General features: G+C 55.8%; 14 protein-coding genes. 5 read left to right on the forward strand and 9 right to left on the reverse strand.

Annotated features, from left to right (window positions below; translation table 11 throughout):
- The 4 genes from ABYT07_RS01680 to ABYT07_RS01695 all read right to left on the reverse strand — a co-directional run.
- Positions 1-455: hypothetical protein (locus tag ABYT07_RS01680; protein ID WP_372988950.1), on the reverse strand; the 455-nt coding region annotated here is incomplete at its 3' end.
- Positions 456-494: 39 nt separating this feature from the next.
- Positions 495-713, reverse strand: coding sequence for a glycosyltransferase family 25 protein (locus ABYT07_RS01685; protein WP_372988952.1), 219 nt, complete (start codon positions 711-713; stop codon positions 495-497).
- Positions 714-2921, reverse strand: a complete 2208-nt coding sequence (locus ABYT07_RS01690) for an FkbM family methyltransferase (RefSeq protein WP_372988954.1) — start codon at positions 2919-2921, stop codon at positions 714-716.
- A gap of 335 nt (positions 2922-3256) precedes the next feature.
- Positions 3257-6496: a Hint domain-containing protein gene (locus ABYT07_RS01695; RefSeq protein ID WP_372988956.1), complete on the reverse strand. Its 3240-nt coding sequence runs from the start codon at positions 6494-6496 to the stop codon at positions 3257-3259.
- Between the two features lie 367 nt (positions 6497-6863).
- Between ABYT07_RS01695 and ABYT07_RS01700 the strand changes: the two genes are divergently transcribed.
- From ABYT07_RS01700 to ABYT07_RS01715, 4 genes are all read left to right on the forward strand, one after another.
- Positions 6864-7613, forward strand: a complete 750-nt coding sequence (locus ABYT07_RS01700; protein ID WP_372988958.1) for an FkbM family methyltransferase — start codon at positions 6864-6866, stop codon at positions 7611-7613.
- A gap of 172 nt (positions 7614-7785) precedes the next feature.
- Positions 7786-8439 (forward strand): protein-L-isoaspartate O-methyltransferase, encoded by a 654-nt coding sequence (locus ABYT07_RS01705; protein WP_372988960.1) that lies wholly within the window; start codon positions 7786-7788, stop codon positions 8437-8439.
- Positions 8440-8501: 62 nt separating this feature from the next.
- Positions 8502-9941 carry a TolC family outer membrane protein gene (locus ABYT07_RS01710; RefSeq protein ID WP_372988962.1) on the forward strand — a complete coding sequence of 480 codons (1440 nt, stop codon included), beginning with the start codon at positions 8502-8504 and terminating at the stop codon, positions 9939-9941.
- Positions 9942-10014: 73 nt separating this feature from the next.
- Positions 10015-11142: a hypothetical protein gene (locus tag ABYT07_RS01715; RefSeq protein WP_372988992.1), complete on the forward strand. Its 1128-nt coding sequence runs from the start codon at positions 10015-10017 to the stop codon at positions 11140-11142.
- A 137-nt stretch (positions 11143-11279) separates the two neighbouring features.
- Here the strand turns inward: ABYT07_RS01715 and ABYT07_RS01720 are convergent, their stop codons facing one another.
- Positions 11280-11600, reverse strand: a complete 321-nt coding sequence (locus ABYT07_RS01720) for a DUF6280 family protein (protein WP_008228933.1) — start codon at positions 11598-11600, stop codon at positions 11280-11282.
- Positions 11601-11817: 217 nt separating this feature from the next.
- On the opposite strand from ABYT07_RS01720, the gene efp reads away from it, so the two are divergent.
- On the forward strand, positions 11818-12381 hold the full coding sequence (efp, locus tag ABYT07_RS01725; RefSeq protein ID WP_372988964.1) for an elongation factor P: 564 nt from the start codon (positions 11818-11820) through the stop codon (positions 12379-12381).
- Between the two features lie 87 nt (positions 12382-12468).
- On the opposite strand, the gene ABYT07_RS01730 is transcribed toward efp, so the two are convergent.
- The 4 genes from ABYT07_RS01730 to ABYT07_RS01745 all read right to left on the reverse strand — a co-directional run bounded on the left by ABYT07_RS01730 (position 12469) and on the right by ABYT07_RS01745 (position 16334).
- Positions 12469-13440: an ABC transporter ATP-binding protein gene (locus ABYT07_RS01730; protein ID WP_372988965.1), complete on the reverse strand. Its 972-nt coding sequence runs from the start codon at positions 13438-13440 to the stop codon at positions 12469-12471.
- Positions 13437-14411 (reverse strand): ABC transporter ATP-binding protein, encoded by a 975-nt coding sequence (locus ABYT07_RS01735; RefSeq protein ID WP_372988966.1) that lies wholly within the window; start codon positions 14409-14411, stop codon positions 13437-13439. The genes ABYT07_RS01730 and ABYT07_RS01735 overlap by 4 nt, the downstream gene beginning before the upstream one ends.
- Positions 14408-15286 carry an ABC transporter permease gene (locus ABYT07_RS01740; protein ID WP_372988967.1) on the reverse strand — a complete coding sequence of 293 codons (879 nt, stop codon included), beginning with the start codon at positions 15284-15286 and terminating at the stop codon, positions 14408-14410. Before ABYT07_RS01740 ends, ABYT07_RS01735 begins: the two co-directional genes overlap by 4 nt.
- A 70-nt stretch (positions 15287-15356) precedes the next feature.
- Complete coding sequence (locus tag ABYT07_RS01745) at positions 15357-16334, reverse strand: ABC transporter permease (protein ID WP_372988968.1); 978 nt, start codon at positions 16332-16334, stop codon at positions 15357-15359.
- Between the last annotated feature and the right edge of the window lie 22 nt (positions 16335-16356).

Raw genomic sequence — 16356 nt, forward strand, 5'->3', positions numbered from 1 at the left:
TGCGCCGAAGCTCTTTCAGCAGGCGGTATTTGACCGGGCCGCGGTCCGCAGAAACATTGATCCGTATATCCGAAGTACGTTCGCTTTGCGCAATCTTTTGAGACTGATTGCGTGTATCGTCTTGAATAAACATGCCTTGAACCGCAATGGGGGGCCAGCTGTAAAAGGGTCCAATTATCCCGGGGCGTAAAGATAAAATCGTCCAGATGATCGCAATACTGGCTGGCACGCGCCTCCAGTTTGGCGGCCCCTTCTTTGCTCAAAAGATAGGCAGCAGCGCTCGTGACACATTGATGTATCGCTCTTAACTTTATCCCGTTCGTTTCGATTTCCGGCCCAAACCGGAGAACCTGATTTGCCCCATCCAACTTGATAACATCGAAATCCAGCGCAGCGTCTGACAAACGTTCGAGCGTTTTGCCAAACTCTGCGCTGAGAATGGCATCGTCTTCCATAATGACCCCGAAAGAGGCCGACCCGTCCCGAATTGCCCGTCACCCAATGCGATGACTTTCAAAACTCGCAATCTCTGATACCGAAAGGCTCCATCTTTCCAGCCAGCTTGCGGGTGCATATTCAGCGGGGGGCGTCATGTCGAACGCGTCAACCGCAGAGATACGGGTTACAGTCATCCCTTGGGCGGCAAACTGGTCTTCCATAAAGTGGCGGCGTTCGGAGACTCTGTCGAGATTGATGTAATACATAGGCGGCATTTACGATCTCTTAAGGCCGATGCTTTTTAGAACCTGCCGCATCTTGTATTTTGTCCGGGTTTTGGCGCGCTCGCTCATGTATTCCTCGCCAAGCTCTTCTGCCGTGTGACTGCGGATCATCGGGTCGGATGACCAAGCGGAATAGGGCACCAATTTGCCAATTTCCGGATCAGGCCGAACGGTCAAAGCGGCGTCCTTGTTCAAGGCAGAGGCGAGAAACGAAAATGTCGAATTGGAAATGGCGACAAATTTGCTAAGACGTATCGCGGTGAAATCATAAAAGAATGGATGTTCGACCTGCGCAAGCCCGAGTTGGGATTCCGAAATCAGATTAAACCTATCAAAATCATTTCCCGCAGCGTCCGGATCATCAGAGGCAATGTAGACCTGTAGATTTGGTTCCTGGGCCTGTAGATTCCGCAGCCAGTCCACGTACCAACTGTTGGGGGTTTGAAAGAAAACGCCGGTGCCAAAATCACCACGGCGCAAATGCACAACAGCGACCGGTCCTGGCAGGGCCTCAAATGCGGCCTTCATGGATTTTTCAGCCTCGAGGGAGATACCTTTATGCGCGAATTCAGCTTCGATTTCAGCGCGATAGGGCGCGTAGTATTTCATGTTATATTGAAAATACCCTTGTAGATCAGTGTCTGCCCACGGCTCTGTCGCGTTGACGATGTCGCAATCATCCAGCCCGTATTTCGTTTGTGAAACGCTACGCCCTACCTTTGGAAGTGTTTCGACACCGGGGTGGACGTGGTACATATCGTCCCCTTCCCATGGCAGGTTAGCGAATTCAAACCCATGTTCGGCGGCATATGTCCGCAAGAAAATATATTGAAAAGCCTTGTTGGCAAAGCGGCCCATGGTTCCCAAAGACGAATTCGTGATCATCGGCTTTTTGACGTAAACCGCGTCACCCCAGTCTTTGGCATAAGGGGTTACTGTTTTGATCCTAAGAAATCCGTGTGGTTCCAGAAACGCATCTAAATCGCTGATATGGGGGCAGCCATCATAGAGTTCGTCATAATTAATTTCTGTCTGGATCGCTTCGATGTTTTTTAAGACTTCGGTGGCCCCCCGCAGGGCCATCAGCTCTGCGCCTTGGATGTCCATCGTCAACATATTAATGGACGCAAAATCCAGACCGGTTTCGGCCATAGCCGCATCAAGCGTCAGCGTACGCACCTCGATCTGCTTTTCGACGACAATCTTGGGATACATCTCGGAATGTTTTGCCAAAGGCAAAAGCGAACTGCTTTGGTCCATCGACGTAATATTGAATGTGGCGGTGCCCGGACTGTCCGATGCGGCACCTTCAATCAGGTGAATATCTGCATCCGCTGCTGTTTTTTCGCGCAACGCGCCAGCCAGCTCGGGGTTTGCCTCTACAAAAACAACGGGACTTATCTTGTTGGCGCGATAGGTCGGCAGTTCCTGGCCTTTGTGGGCACCCACATGCAGCACCCCTTTGGGGTGAAGTCCATAGCGCTTCATCTTGTCCAGATAGATTTCGATGTTTTCCTGTTCCCCGACAAACCGTGAACGCAGCCGCTCGTGAACTGCCAGCAGGTTGGTAAAACGGTAATCCTCCATTGCGGGAGTAACGCTGTTGATCTCAGTGAACTTGCGTTTTCCGACCTTGAAAACGGCATAGCCTGATCTGCGAAGATAGGACCACACATTGCCCAGCGTGAAACCGGCATCCTGAAACGTCCCGCCATATTCGAACTGGATATAGTCGATCTGGCCCGCTTTCAGCAGCCGGTTCGCCCCACGAAGCACGTCGTATTCCGCGCCTTCCACATCAATTTTCAGGAAGTTAATCTGGCGTTTTGGGTCCGTCCAATATCCGTCCAGCGCCACAGCGGGAACAACATTTGCGTCAAAACCCGAGGGCAGCAATTCTTCCTCGACGCTGGTGCGTCGGTAGACAGAGCTGAGCCGGTCGTCATCTTGATAGGTGTTGAACACGATCTGCCCATTCGTGTGGGACGCGGCGGAATGGTTGATCGTCGCGCGGTCACCAAGTTGTGCGACGACTTCGGCATAAGATTTTTTCGAGGCTTCAAAAATATGCAGGTCAATATCAGTCGCGTGGCTAAGTACGGCCTTGGACAACAAGCTGTGGTGGGCACCGACATCAAACACAACATCGCCAGACGATATGCATTTTTCAATTATCCGCCGTTCCTCCGGCTGGATCACATCATCCGAATTCTTCCGAAGAATATCTACGAAACCCTATTCACCCATCCCATGTTTTCTTATGTTTATCGTTGTATCATCCGTACAACTTGTCCTCAGTCTGATCCTTAGACAACTTAGCTGAAACTTAGCGCATATTAACTCTTTTAGGCTGTAGCGCGTGACCATTCGTGCTGACAGTTGCCAAAAGTCACGCGCTTTGCATCGTGGCGAAGGGGTAGACCCGACGTTTGTGTGGTGTTTAGGTGGCGGCCCGTATGCATTGGCTTATTCGGCAAAACCTGTGCGGGCTCACAGTTCGCAAAACGGATCAGCGGCTGTGCGGTAAGATCTGTTCAGGACACTCTGAATTCGCGAATGGTGTCGGGCAGGTTTGACCGCCGCAGATAAATCCGCGCGGGGTTGCCGTAAATGCGCGAGACCGACTTTTTGTCGGCCGTTCGGCCCAACTGCGGGAATAGGCTGACCAACTCTTTATACTCGGGCAAAGCCAGCGCTTTTACCGCCTGTGGGCCTGGGAAAAAACTTTCGCTTGGCAGCCCGTTCGAAAAAACCACCTGATGTTGTTCAAACATCAGGTGAAAATAGGTCACTGTGCGGCAGCCTTTCTTGATGCGGACGGCACCGCCGTGCAGTTCAGAAAGATGTTTGGCGCGCACCATTTTTTCGTCCCGGTCCAGCGACAGCAGAATCCCATGCTGGGGCGAGACGACCAAGGGGCTGTGGTTGCCGAAAGCACCTACCTTTATTTCGATCGGTTTGAGATGCGGCATGCGGGTCAATTCGTCGGCGGTCACTCGGCGCATGCCCACCCAGACCAGCGGTTGCTGGCCATTGTCGCGGGTGACAACCATATCGCCGGGGCGCAGCGTTTCAATGGGAACCTCGCCCTTGGGCCTTAGGATCAAGGTGCCCGCCGCAAAACAGACGACGCCGGTATTGTCTGCGGTAAAGCTGTTTGGGCTGGCCCCTTGAAACGTCAGGCTGTCGGTCGAACCAAAGCGGCTGTTGTCCGTATAATCAATCCCGCCGCCATTTTCGGTCGCGTTTGATTGGTTGAGGATACCATCATCGGAATAGTCGGCCCGCAGTTCGCTTACGCTGTCATAGTAGGAGGAAAGGTCGATAAAGTCGTTGTTGGCTATATTGTCATCGCCAAGCGCGCCGGTATTGCCAAAATTAAAATCGGTGATCGTGTCGTGGCCGTCGCCTGTGGCGTAGCCGAAAATATCGTCACCTCCACCGCCGGTCAGCAGGTCATCGCCAGCGCCACCTTCGATTGTGTCGGCACCGCTGCCGCCGATGATACGATCATTCCCCCCGCCACCGGAAAGGGATACACCGCCCGTATCGTTGCCCGCGTCAATCGTATCATCAAAGGTCGACCCCTCGATCCTTTCGATCTCGCTAAAGGACGCGGTGCTGGTGCCATCGGTGAATGTGCCTGCTTCGGCACCTGTGAATGTCACCGATATACCGGTGTTCATGCCTGCAAAGGTAATCTGGTCGCCGATGACTTCGCCGGTTTCGCCGCCCTCGATGGTGTCGCTGCCGAAGGCCCCCCAGACGTTATCAACCGAGAACACATCGTCGCCGCCGTCGCCGAACAAGGCATCGCTGCCTTGATCGGCGTGGATCAGATCATTGCCGTCGCCCCCGAGCGCGATGTCATTACCGGCACCATTCCACAGCGTGTCATCCCCGCCGCCGCCATCAAGTGAGTTGTTGCCCCCTTCACCGTATAATAAATCGTTGCCATCCCCGCCGTACAAGGTGTCGTTGTCATTGCCGCCGTGAAGTTCATCGTTCCCAAGACCGCCATAAAGCGTGTCGTTGCCATCCCCGCCAAAAAGAGTGTCATCCCCGGCGCCGCCATCAACCAGATCGGCCCCGCCATTGGTAGAGATCACGTTATTCGCGCTGTCGCCAGTAACCGTATCGGCCCCATCACCAGTTTCGATGTTTTCAAAGTTCCGGGCATACTGCGTGCCAGAAAGGCCGTCATTGACTTGCCAGTCACCGTTGCCATCGGTGGCTGTCATGTCGATGTTGAAACTGCGCCCGTCCCCAGGATTGAGGACCAGCCAATCGGTGCCTGCACCGCCATCCATATATTCGGTGGCACCGTCAAAATCGGACACAATGACGTAATCCTGACCGGCACCGGCATCTATGCTGTCACTGCCAGTGCCCCCGTCGATGGTATCGTCGCCATCGCCGCCCAAGATCGTGTCGTCCCCTGCGCCCCCGGAAAGAGAGTCGTTCCCGGCGACGTCATTTCCGACATTGGTCGCGTTTGGAGAGTCGAAATAAACATCGGACACGGTGATCAGGTCGTTTGCGGTAACCGGCAGATGAACAATCTCGATCCGGGCGACAGGCCCGGCAATCGACACCGTCGCTGTCCCGGCTTCGCTGCTGGGAGCGAGGTTGGAGCCGTTGCCCGTGACGACGCCACCGCTTTCCGAAAGGGCGCTGCCAAGGGTGTAACTAACCGCGACAGGGTTGTTAGCCGAATCGTACGCCAGAACCTTCACCTGGTTGCCATTGTCGATATCGGACAGGTTGAAAGACACATTCCCGATCTCTTCAGAGAAGGTCAGTGTGCGGGTCATCGCGCTTAAATCTGACGTGCCGGTCATATGGATCGACGAGTTCGGCGACGCATCGTACAGATTGGCGGTGCTGTTGGCATCCGTCGAATAGGTGGTTGCTGACCCCGACTGTGTCGGCGCGGTCAGCGTCATTGTTACGCCGCCTGCCTCGACACCAAGGGGCTGGCCAGCGACATTGTCGCCGTTATCAACCTTGTCATCGGGGATACCGCTGGGGTCCTGAAGGTCGGCCCAGTGAAAGATGTTTGAGGGGTCGACGTCGGTGCCGCCATCCCCAATGATCAGATCATCGCCATCGGCCCCGACGATTGTGTCGTTGCCACCGCCCCCTTCGATCGTGTCATTGCCTGCGCCATCATAAATGACGTCATCACCTGCACCGGCATTGATCACGTCATTGCCGGATCCGGCCTGATCGTCCATGCCGTCAACTGTCGAATTATCTATCGTGTCGTTGCCGTCTGTCCCGTCTACCTGTTCGCCATACTCCAGCGGGACGCGGTTTTCGTGCATAACGGCTGCATTGTTGACCGTCGATGTCAGTTGAATCGACTGGATCGGCTGGGCCTGAAGCGTGTCGGCGTTTGCCTGATCGCCTTCTAGTGGTGGCACGACATAGGTGTTGCCCACCGTGTCCTGAACCACCCCGACATCAACCAGTGCGGTCGATCCGTCGGCATAGGTTATGACTGCGTTATACCATGCAAAACCATCAACAGTCTGCGCGGCACCGCCGTTAATGGCAAATCTGTCGTTGGCGTCCTGGAAATCATAGGCGTCCGGCCTCGAACCCGAGGATGCGCTGACCCGTGAAAACGTTTGTACCCGATCAAAAAGCGGTTCGCCCTGTGTGCCATAAGAGCCAAGGATATCGTCGGCACGCTCGCTCTGGGAATCGGTTTCGTTGACGTCGATGCTGGCCAATTGGCCAAGATAGAAGACTTCGAATGTCGTGGCCATGGGGCAGGTTTCCGGTCAAGCTATTGCACTCGGCTCCCTCGAACCGCAGGCGCGGAGATCCGAGCTTGCAGCGACCTTAATGATGATCGGTTAAGGCTTGCTGAAGGTGGACATCCATTGAACCAAAGGGTGGGACACGCAGGGCTGACAGGGGTGCGAATGTTCAACGTTGCCATCTGAACCCCGATAAATGATCGCCGCGCTTTGTCTGGAACCGATGAAATACCTGCGCATAATTGCTGCATTTTTACCGTGGTAGAATAGTGAAAGGATACCGTGCGGCATTCAAACATTGCGCAAACAGCCGGTGACGTGTCTATTAAACCAAAACAAGACCACCAAAGATAAAGTGGAAAAGAGCAGAGACATGACAAGCACGCAAACAGAGATTGTGGCGACCTATCACGGTATCGAGGTGCCAAATGCCCCGCACCTGGGACAAACGATGATTACCAATATGAACGAAGGCAGCTACGAGCGCCGCGAAGTTCAATCCGCGCTCAACTTTATCAAGAAGGGCGACAGGGTCGTCGAGATTGGGGCAGGGGCCGGTGTTGTTGGCGCGATTGCCGCCAAGAACTGCGCGCCTGCCAAAATCGTGTCCTTCGAGGTAAACCACAAGCTGATCCCATACGTTAAAGCGCTGTATAAGCACAATAAAATACAAAGCAAGATCGAGGTGCGCAACAAAATCGTGCTGTCAGAGCCGACCCCGCCGAAAACCGTTGAGTTCTTTATTGGGGGGGATTTTCTGGGCTCCGGCATGACCATCACCAAAGGTCAGGACCGGGATGAGAAAGTTTCAGTGCCGGTCGCAACCTGGGACGAAATAAGAAAGAAGGTCAAACCGACCGTGCTGCTGATGGATATCGAAGGGGCCGAGCTTGAGTTTTTTCGCCATGCCGACCTAAGCGGCATTAGGGTGATTATCGCCGAATTGCACCGCCATATCTACCATCGTCCGGGCATGCGTGAAATTCGCGACGGGATCGCCGCCAAAGGGTTCGTCGAAGACAGAGACGCGTCGGGCGGCGGTGTTTTCGTTTTCACGGCTGTGACCGAAAAGACCGAGCAGACCGACGAAATAAAGGGAATTGAGGCAGATCAATCGACATAATCTGACCCGGTGCTTTACTTTTGCATCACGCAGGGTTTGGCAACCGCAACCGATTTGCACTAATATGCCGGAATAAACCGCAAATTCGAGTGATCACACGTTCTGACCGTTGCCCGATTGGGAGGGATGTGACATTGCTCGGCGCATATAATTGAACGAAAGAGAATTGCTGATGACCGACTTCGCAGCCCGCAGAACAATGATGGTTGATACACAAGTGCGTCCATCAGATGTGACCAAGTTTCCAATCATCGACGCGATGCTGAAAGTCGCGCGCGAAGATTTTGTCCCTGCCGCACAGCGCGAGGCAGCATATCTGGGCGAAAACCTGAATTTGGGCGACGGGCGCGTTTTGCTTGAGCCGCGCACGCTGGCCAAGATGCTGGACGGGCTGGCGATTGCGAATGACGAACTGGTGCTCGATATCGGGTCTGCGCTTGGCTATTCCTCTGCCGTGATCGCGCATATGGCCGAAGCGGTGGTTGCCGTCGAAGAAGACGAACACATGTCAAAGGAAGCCCAAGAGACGCTGAGCGCCGCTGATATTGATAACGTTATTGTACATCATGGCCTGCTTGCGGACGGGGCACCGCAACACGGTCCCTATGATGTCGTGATTATCGAGGGTGGCGTGGAAAACGTGCCCGATGCGATTATCGACCAGCTCAAGGTGGGGGGGCGGATCGCTTGCCTCTTTATGTCGGGTGCATTGGGTGAAGTGCGTTTGGGCTATAAAAACGATAGCGGCGTAAGCTGGCGGATGGCGTTCAACGCCGGCGCGCCGGTTCTAAAGGGCTTTGCCCGCGAGAAAGCTTTCCAGCTTTAGGTTAAAAAAAGGCACTATGAAATAGTGTGAAGTCGGCAGAAATAATCGACGGGGTGTTTGAGATGACAATGATAAAGACAGCGAGCAGATTGCGCAGCATGGTGGCGGCGTCCTGCATCGGTTTCGCGCTTTTCGCACCCGTAACTGCAACGGCCGAAACGCTTGCTGATGCGCTGGTAGGGGCTTACAATAATTCTGGTCTGCTGGATCAGAACCGGGCGGTATTGCGCGCGGCGGACGAAGACGTGGCCATCGCCAAATCGGCGCTAAAGCCCGTCGTGCGTTGGACGGGCGATCTGACGCAAAGCTACAATCGGTCGATCAGTGGCGGCTCCCTTTTGTCACCTGCGGGGACTCGCACCAGTACCGACCAGCTCAGCACCTCGGTCAATTTGATCGCGTCCTTGTTGGTCTATGATTTCGGCGCGACGAAATTTTCGGTCGAAGCGTCAAAAGAGACTGTTTTGGCCACCCGCGAGACCCTTGTCAGCGTCGAACAGCAGATCTTGTTGCGCGCAGTGGATGCCTACATGGGCGTTATTCAGGCCGAACAGTTTGTTTCCCTGCGCGAAAACAACGTGCGCCTGTTGACGCAGGAACTGCGCGCGGCGCGGGACCGTTTCGAAGTGGGCGAAGTCACCCGCACCGATGTCGCCCTTGCCGAGGCGCAGTTGGCCCAAGCGCGCAGCGGTCTGGCCGGGGCGCAAGGCGATCTGATCAGTGCCAAAGCTTACTACAAAGTCGCCGTTGGCCGCGCGCCCGGCCGGCTTTCCCGGCCGCCCAGCTTGCCGCGGGTGCCTGAAAATATCGCGACAGCCAAGGGGCTTGCCGTGCGCAGCCATCCCGACATCAAGTCGGTTCAGCATCAGGTCGCTGCCGCTGATCTTTTGATCCGCAGCAGTGAGGCCCGGATGGAACCTCAGGTGTCTGTGCAGGGGTCCTTTGGTCTGACCGAGAATTTTGATTCCCAAGCGTCCAACCGTCAGGGCAGCGTCAGTTTGCAAGTGGGTCAAACCTTGTATCAAGGCGGGGCACTGTCTTCGGCGGTTCGGAAAAACCGGGCCCAGCGGGATGCCCAGCGTGGCAATCTGCACGTGGTCGTCAAGGATGTAGAGCGCGCTGTAAGCGACGCTTATGCTGGTCTTGCCTCTGCACGCGCTCAGATACAGGCGTCAGACCGGCAGGTCCGCGCAGCGCTTATCGCGTTTCAGGGCATCCGCGAGGAAGCAGCCTTGGGGGCGCGTACAACCCTTGATGTGCTGGATGCAGAGCAGTCCCTGCTGGATGCGCGATCGTCAAGCGTGACGGCGCAAACCCAGATCTATGTCGCCGCATATTCGGTGCTTCAGGCGACCGGCCAGTTGACTGCCCGCTCGCTAAATCTGCCTGTTCAGATTTACGACCCTGCTGCCTACTATAATCTTGTGAAAGACGGCCCTGCCAAGCTTTCCAAAGAGGGCAAGCAGTTGGACCGTGTGTTGCGCGCATTGCAAAAAGACTGACAATTTTCACGGCCCCATTGTTAGAATCTGATCTGCAAGTTAGACTACCTGTGAGGAATGAGTGGTGAATAATATGTCTGACCCTGTCACAAACGCAGAGGTAGAGGATGTTTTGTCTTCAATTCGCCGGTTGGTGTCCGAAGACAGACGGCCCATAAATCGGGCCAAATCCGAAGCCCAATTCGAAGACAAGTTGGTGCTGACGCCTTCCTTGCGGGTTTCCAATGATGCGCCCTTGGTGGATGCCTATAAGAAGCAAACCCAAGATATCGCGCCCACAGAATGGGACGACCGTGCCATAGGGAACGCGGTTGAAACCAAGGCCGTTGAAGCAAAGGCAGGTGATGATACGCTAGACGATTACGATGATAGCGGACAGTTTGACGGAGATCATTTGGAGTTCAGGGATTCCGACGACCTCTATGCGGGCTTGGACACAGACGCAGATTTTCCTGAATGGCAGGACGCAGCAGATGAAAAGCCGGCAGATGATGCGCATACCAGTGGTGATCTCGAAGCAGTGAATGACACCGATCTGGCGGGTGATGATCTGGGCGGGCCACCCCTCAAGCTGCACACCCCATCCGAAATCGCAGAGTCGAATGATCAAGCCAAAGGGGCTGATTGGCCGACATCCGTTTCGACAGCGTCCCGCAGAAATATCCTGAACCTCGGCGATTCCGAACTGGTCGAAGACGTGCCGCCCACGCCGGATCGGCTGAGCGCCAAGATCGCGGCACTGGAAAGCGCGATCAGCCGGATCCCCGAGAATTGGGAACCCGACGCGCCCGGTGACGACGATTATTCAGGCAGCGAAGGGCCAGCGATGGTCTGGGAAGATGACGTCGAATTGGATGCAAAAGGGGCCCCCTTGGCCCATCTACAAAGTGTGCGATCAGATGAAGACGTGGTCGATGCAACCCCTGATGCGGATCAGGTCGCGGCACAGGGCAATCGTTTTGGGGGCGATGACGATCATTTTGAAGAAGACGACCATTTTGAAGAAGACCAAGGCGAGGCAGATGCCGGGATCGGCCTTGGATCAGAGGAATTTTTGGACGAGGCGATGTTGCGTGATCTGGTCAGCGAAATCGTGCGCTCTGAACTTCAGGGTGTTCTGGGCGAACGGATAACCCGCAATGTCCGCAAACTGGTGCGCCGCGAGATCCACCGTGCATTGACAGCCCAGGAGTTGGAGTAAGGCCAAGGGGGTAACGCCCTTTATTGGTCACGCTGATATTTCCCAGTTCATTCGCTGCATCGAACCAATTCTGAAAACAAAAAACGCGGCCCTTAGGCCGCGCATTTTTACGATAAACGATAATACGACTGTCAGTATTAAGCGGCTTCTGCCTGTTGTGCAGCATTACGACGCTCGGACTCTTCGCGCGACAGCGCAACCGATGTACGGACACCTTTGCCGACAAAATCCATCAAGCCTGTTACAACACGCTCGTTGGGGTCAATTCCGGCGCAGCTCAACACTTCACGGCCGTCACGCGAGCGCGCCCAGCGTGCGATCTGCTCTGGACCGTTGCCATACTTCTTGTCATCGGCGATAGCATCGTCGAGTGCTGCCAGTACCACGGCAGCGAAAAGTTTGCGGGCACGGTTGCCTTGCTCATTGTTAAAGGCAGTGCCATCAACGAAATCTTTCATCTCGTCGTCCTTTCTATTATTGCTCTTGTCATTTAGGCGTGGAGTTCCTTATGACCTAATCATTGTGATTCGGATACACCTTTATTGCATATCACCCATGCATGAGGCGCATGGCTTTTCGCGGTTGCAGCATGACGTCGTTCTATTGCTGTAACGCCCTGAGACAGATATAGGTCCCATAAATTACAGTTCAACTTTTTTGCCATGGTGGACATGCATGCCCAAGATCAACGGAAACGAAATTCGCCCCGGTAACGTGCTGGAACATAACGGTGGTCTTTGGGCTGCCGTAAAGGTCGACCACGTCAAGCCCGGCAAGGGCGGTGCCTTTGCCCAAGTCGAGATGCGCAACCTGCGCAACGGATCAAAACTTAACGAACGCTTCCGCAGCGCCGATAAGGTTGAAAAGGTCCGGCTTGTGCAAAAAGACCAACAATTCCTATACGAAGACGCAGGTATGCTGGTGTTGATGGACACGGAAACCTACGATCAGGTCCAGCTCTCAGCCGAGCTACTGGGCGACCGCCGCCCTTTCCTGCAAGACGGTATGATGGTGGTCGTTGAATATCACGATGACGAGGCCCTGAACGCGTCCTTGCCCCAGAAAGTCACCTGCAAGATCGTCGAGACCGAGCCGGTCGTCAAAGGCCAGACCGCAGCGAACTCCTTCAAGCCCGCGATATTGGACAATGGCGTCAAAGTCATGGTGCCGCCGTTCGTCGGCCCCGACGAAGATATCATCGTCAACACCGACACGATGGAATATTCCGAGCGCGCCTAAGCGCCCAGAGTTGACGTAAAGTCATAGCTTGGATGCAGACCAAAGCCCCGGTTCCTCCGGGGCTTTTTGCTGTCCGCGGTACCGCATTCAGCCCGGAAAGAAGCACGCCACGCGCGAAGTGTCACTTTCTTGCAACGTCGGTCGCTGCTCCGTGCAGACGTGCCTAGATTTTGGGCAACGCGCCGCAAATGCGCATCCTCTTGGCGGATTGATCGGGCTTGGTGGATCACCCTTGATCTGCATCGCACGGGTATAGCCTTGGCTTTTACGCCGCTTCAACGACGGTGCAGCCGCCAGCAATGCCTGTGTGTAGGGGTGACGTGGCGCGTCAAACAATGTGGCGACGGGGGCCTGTTCCACGATCTGTCCCAGATACATCACGGCCACATCATCACAGACATGCCGCACCACCCCCAAGTCATGGCTGATGAACAGATAGCTCAGGCCTAACTCATCTTTCAGCCGTGCCAGCAGGTTCAGGATTTGTGCCTGAATGGCGACGTCCAGCGCCGAAACGGGTTCGTCACAGACGAGCAGTTTGGGATTAGTTGTCAGTGCCCGCGCAATCGAAATACGCTGCCGCTGCCCGCCTGAAAATTGATGGGGAAACAGGCTCAGTTGATCTTCGCGCAGGCCCACCAAAGTAAACAGTTCGCGCACGCGGGCCATGCGTTCTTCCAGTGTCCCGATTTCCATCAGGTCCAGCGGTTCGCGCACAATATCGACGACACGCGCACGCGGGTTGAGCGATGAATAGGGGTCCTGAAAGATCAGCCCGATGTCGCGGCGACGCAGGCGCATACCTTCGGTGTCCAGTTGCAGCAGATCATCGCCGTCAAACAGTACCTGACCGCCTGCGGCGTTGGTCAACCGGATTGCGGCCATCGCTGCTGTTGTCTTGCCTGATCCGCTTTCGCCCACGATCCCCAAGGCGCGACCCTTCTCAAGGGTGAACGACACGGCGCGCACAGCCTCAAGCTGAGGGCGTGCAGCAAACATCGATGGGCGGGGCAGGGCAAAGCGTACCGTCAGGTCACGTACATCCAACAGCGTGCTCATATGCGGCCCTCTTGTACGGCGTGGCAGGCGGCGGGATGGTGGCCATGTGCCGCCAGCTTGGGTTTTTCGGTGCGGCAGCGGTCATTGGCGTGGGCACAGCGCGCCGCAAAGGCGCAGCCTGCGCCCAGCATATGCAGGGGTGGCACGACGCCGGGAATTTCGCGCAGCGCAGTATCCCCCTTGGCAATATTGGGAATGCAGTCAATCAACCCGCGCGCATAGGGATGCTGTGGATGATCCAAAACGTCATCGGCGGTTGCCTCTTCAATCACACGGCCCGCATACATAACGGCGACGCGATCGGCCATCTCGGCAATGGCCCCCATGTCGTGGGTGATCAACACAATCGCCGCACCAAAATCACGCTGAATTTCGTTGAGCAGATCGAAGATTTGCGCCTGCACTGTGACATCCAGCGCGGTGGTCGGTTCATCGGCGATCAGCATTTTGGGCCGGCACGACACCGCCATGGCGATCATCACCCGTTGCCGCATTCCCCCTGACAATTGATGCGGATAGTCGCGCGCCCTAGCGTCCGGCGACGGGATGCCGACCCGGTCTAACAAGGCGACAGCGTCGCGCATGGCCTGATCTGAGCTGACCTTTTGATGCAGCATGATCGCTTCGGCAATTTGCGCGCCTACAGTGAACACGGGGTTAAGCGACGTCATCGGTTCTTGAAAGATCATCGCCGCCTCAGCGCCCCGGATCGCGCGCATCCGCGCAGGCGAGGCGGTGGTAAGCTCTTCACCATTCAACCGGATCGACCCACCCGCAATGCGTCCGGGCGGCGAGGGGATCAACCCCATGACAGACAGCGCAGTGATCGACTTGCCGCAGCCGGATTCGCCGACCACGCCAAGAGTTTCGCCGGCATTCACATGCAAAGACACCGAATCCAGCGCAGTCACCGCACCGTGGCGCGTGTTGAACGTCACATTCAGGTCTTCGATTTCCAGAAGGGCGTTCATCGTTCTCTCAACTTCGGATTAAAGGCATCGTTCAGCCCGTCGCCCACCAGCGATACGGCCAGCACGGTCAGGAAAATCGCAAGGCCGGGAAAAGTCACCGGCCACCACGCATCCAAAAGCTGATCGCGGTTGGCCCCGATCATCAGCCCCCAAGACATTACATTCGGATCACCCAGACCCAGAAATGACAGCCCCGCCTCGAACAGGATCGCAACGCCGATCGTCAATGTCGCTGATACAATCAGTGGCGGTGCGGCGTTGGGCAGGATGACCTTCCAGATGATCCGCTTGTTCTTGGCCCCGATGGCGCGCGCGGCAGTGACATATTCCAGCTCTTTGATCTTCATGAACTCGGCCCGCGTCAGACGCGCGGTCTGCGGCCAGCTGACCACCCCGATGCCAAAGGCTATTGTCCAAAGCGAAGGCGAGAATAGCGTGACCAACACCATTGCGAATAGCAGCGCGGGCAGGACCTGAAAGAACTCGGTGAACCGCATCAACGCCGTATCAACCCATCCACCGTAAAAACCTGCCAACGCGCCCAGCGTGATCCCGATCACCATCGTGATCACGGCGGCAGCAGCCCCCACCGCCATTGTCGGCCCGCCACCTTTCAGCATCCCCGCAACAATATCGCGGCCCAGATAATCGGTGCCCAATGGGAATTCCGGCGTGACCATAGGCGGCTCGTGCGGGGCCCAAACGATATCATACGCATCGCCGCCATAGAAAAACGAGCCATAGAAAGTGATGGCCAAAATCACCAAAAGCAACCCAAGCCCGAAGACGGCAGTACGGTTTCGGCTGTACATACGCCACGCCTCGCGCCACGGGCTCTCGGCGACATAGCGTTCTGTAAGGTTTGGCTCGGTCACACTGCCGCTCCTTCATTTTGCCAGATAAACTCCGGGGGTTTGGGGGCTGGCCCCCAAGTTATCATATGCCTCATCCACGCCCCCTAAGTCTGGGATCAGCCCAACGATAGCTGAGATCGGTCAGAATATTGGCAACCACCACCATCGCAGCGGCAAAGAACAATACACCCAAAACTGTGGGGTAATCCCGCCGCAGGATGGAATCAAAGGCCAACCGCCCCATACCCGGCCAGTTGAAAACAGTCTCGACCAACAAAGCGCCTGAAATCAGGTTGCCAAACTGCAACCCCGCCACGGTCAAGATCGGCAGCGCTGCGTTGCGCAGGGCGTGTTTGAACAAAACCGACTGTTCGGTGGCACCCTTGGCCCGCGCCGTGCGGATATAATCAGAGCCCAGTACATCCATCATCGACGCCCGCGACAGCCGCGCATATTGTGCCAGATAGATGATCGCCAGCGTGAATGCAGGCAGCACCAGATGATGCATCACATCGAGAAACTGCGTCACCAGCCCCGCGTCGCGCAGGCGCACGGATCGCATCCCCTCAACCGGAAAGATCGGAAAGACCGAGGCGAAAAGGATCACCAGCATGATGCCAGTCCAAAACACCGGCACCGCATAGCCGATGGTGGCAAAGATCGACACGAACCCCGACAGCGGTCCGCTTGGCTTGCGCGCAGCAATCACGCCCAGGAAAACGCCAATCACAATCGACAGGACTTGCGCCGTCAACACCAGCAGGATCGTCGGCCCGATCCGGGCCGAAATCAGCGTGGCAACCGGTTGATTGAAAAAGAAACTCTCGCCCAGATTTCCCTGGGCGACATTCGACAGATAAATCCAAAGCTGCGTCAGCAGTGGTTTGTCCAACCCGTAATCCGCACGGATCGCTGCCAGCATCTCTGCGTCAATGCCCCCCATTTCACCTGCAATCACCATCGCAGGGTCGCCCGGTGCCAGACGGATCAACAGGAAATTCAGGATCACCACGCCCAGCATCAGCAAAAGCCCGTATGCAATGCGGCGGAGAAAGAAAGAGGCTGTCATTGAAGGATATGCACTTTCGCTG

It is taken from the genome of Sulfitobacter sp. (genome assembly GCF_041552635.1).
Classification (GTDB): domain Bacteria; phylum Pseudomonadota; class Alphaproteobacteria; order Rhodobacterales; family Rhodobacteraceae; genus Sulfitobacter.